The following is a 2,062-nucleotide window of genomic DNA, read 5'->3' on the forward strand; positions in this document are numbered from 1 at the left end:
CCCGATGTTTTTCGAGTTCCTCCTGCATCGACTCCATCGCCCTCTCAAGCCTCCCCAGCGCACCCCCTGAATCGTTCCCGATCTTTACCACAAGTCCCTTTCCAATTGCATCAGCATTTTTTGCCAGGTCCCTCAGCGGTCTTGTCAACCGCTTCAATGACCAGAAAGCCAGAAACAGAAGCGACGCAGAAAGGATAGCGGAAAAAGACATCATCGCCCTGTTCTGCTCTTCCACAATGATTGGAATCATGGCCTGCCACTGACGATTGCGGCTGAGGCTCGAGGTCACAGCTCCCTCTAAAATCCCGCTGTCAATTGCCAGGACCTCCCTCAGGAGCGGCTCAAGACCGGAATCAACACTCTGATCAAGTGTACTTTTCAGCTTATCACTGTAAAATTTCTGTACAGGAAGCACAACTCCCACAAGAATGAAAGCCGCCAGAAGAAGTATCTTCCACTCGATTTCCATTCTTTTCCAGAACCTCAACACATCGTTCTCCTACTTTTTTCTGCCTGCCTTACGTTTAATCTTCTCCTGAGGATTAAAACGGAAAAGCACCTTCTGTCTGCCCCAGACTTTACTCATGTCAACCATTCGGTTCAACTGCTCCGCTTTACTAGGTAAAATCTGGACATCAACCCGGCATAGCATGGCATCCCGGGGCACCTTCACCTCCCATCGACAGAAATCCCTTAACGCGAGGTGAATGAGCGGATATGGATTTGATCTTTGAACCCCCCACCCCCCGGAATCCGAAAAAGTATATGTATAGTTAACTACATCGAAAAAAAGTGAACGATAGAAAAGGACTGTATCCGATTTATCGGAAAAGCTAGCGATACGGAATCTCAGCGGTATTCCCGCATCAACAAGCTGCTCGAGACGTTTATTCCAGGCAATCTCCATCTGGCAGTTAAAACTTATTGTCTGCTCATCTATAAACCTGACAAAACGAGCATCTATACTTGCCCTATCCGCCTCAGGAGCAAGCCAGTGCGTCAGATACAACAGCAAACCCAGCAGTCCCTCGCGCATCAGACCCTGCTTCCTGTCTGCCCTGAAAAGCTCATCCCAGATTCCCCAGTGTCAATCTCAGACGAACACCGGGATTAAAGGAAATAAAACCTCTCCCGGTTCCAAATCCGTTCAGAGAAAGCATCAGCAGTCCATTAACATCTGCCCCCAGATGCATCCATGGAAGCACAGTAACGGTAAAACCGCTATGAATCTCAAACCCGGTGAAAGCAGCTTCTGCCTTTTCCGTCTTATCATTATATCTGTCCCAGACAGCCTTGAACGCATTTGCGCTCTGGTATCCTCTGTCAACATTGATCTTTCCGCCGCCAACAATCCCACCCACGAAAAAGTTCATGTTGCCCTTAAGGAAAACCTTTTCCAGTAAGAGTCCTCCATAAAGAGTCTCAACTTTCAGCACCATGATAGAATCTGATTCCTGCTCTTCACTGCCCAAAAAGAGATCCCCTTTCCAGCCGCCGAAACCCACTCTTGTACCCTTGCCCACTCCACCATAAAACAGCGCACCTATCGTGAGCACTGGAGAGTATCCATCCACCAGGTCCGGAAAATCCCAGGCCTTAAGAACCCTGTCTCTGTGAGCCAGATCATATACAGGCTTTAGATGCAATCCCAGAAGCAGAGGCTGAAGTACAACACCACCTCCATAACCCTGTGCCCGGGATTTTGAAATAAAACGGGTAAATGCCTGCACCCCATAGCTTATCTTCGATTCCAGCTCACTGGCATCAATAGTATCTATTTTGGCCTCACTAACCCTGACACTATCCTCCAACCTGTCTTCCAGTGCATCGAGACTATCCTCCAGCCTATTCTCAGCCTCCTCCATCTCATCTTCACTCAGAACAATGGTGTCAACAGCCCTTGCAGGTTCAGAGATTTCTGGAGAGACAGCCTGAATTTCTGTTGAGTCACGAGGACTGACGTCCTCAGCAGATAGCTGGGTCAGCACAGAAACTGGTACCAGAAAGCCAACAACCCAAAATTTCACATCCATCGTAAATCTCCTGGAATTTGTAAACAACC

The 2,062-nt window shown here is 48.3% G+C and carries 3 protein-coding genes; all 3 read right to left on the reverse strand.

From position 1 onward, the window contains the following. On the reverse strand, positions 1-469 hold a 469-nt coding region (locus GX089_08725), incomplete at its 3' end, for a hypothetical protein (GenBank protein ID NLP02564.1). 30 nt (positions 470-499) lie between these two features. Continuing rightward, positions 500-1,036, reverse strand: a complete 537-nt coding sequence (locus tag GX089_08730) for a hypothetical protein (GenBank protein NLP02565.1) — start codon at positions 1,034-1,036, stop codon at positions 500-502. A 31-nt stretch (positions 1,037-1,067) separates the two neighbouring features. Further along, positions 1,068-2,033: a hypothetical protein gene (locus GX089_08735; GenBank protein ID NLP02566.1), complete on the reverse strand. Its 966-nt coding sequence runs from the start codon at positions 2,031-2,033 to the stop codon at positions 1,068-1,070. Between the last annotated feature and the right edge of the window lie 29 nt (positions 2,034-2,062).

Origin of the sequence: Fibrobacter sp. (assembly GCA_012523595.1) — a bacterium.
GTDB lineage: Bacteria > Fibrobacterota > Chitinivibrionia > Chitinivibrionales > Chitinispirillaceae > JAAYIG01.

Coding starts and splice junctions, on each gene's coding strand:
- GX089_08730 (NLP02565.1), bottom strand. CDS start 1,036: ATGCGCGAGGGACTGCTGGGTTTGCTGTTGTATCTGACGCACTGGCTT.
- GX089_08735 (NLP02566.1), bottom strand. CDS start 2,033: ATGGATGTGAAATTTTGGGTTGTTGGCTTTCTGGTACCAGTTTCTGTG.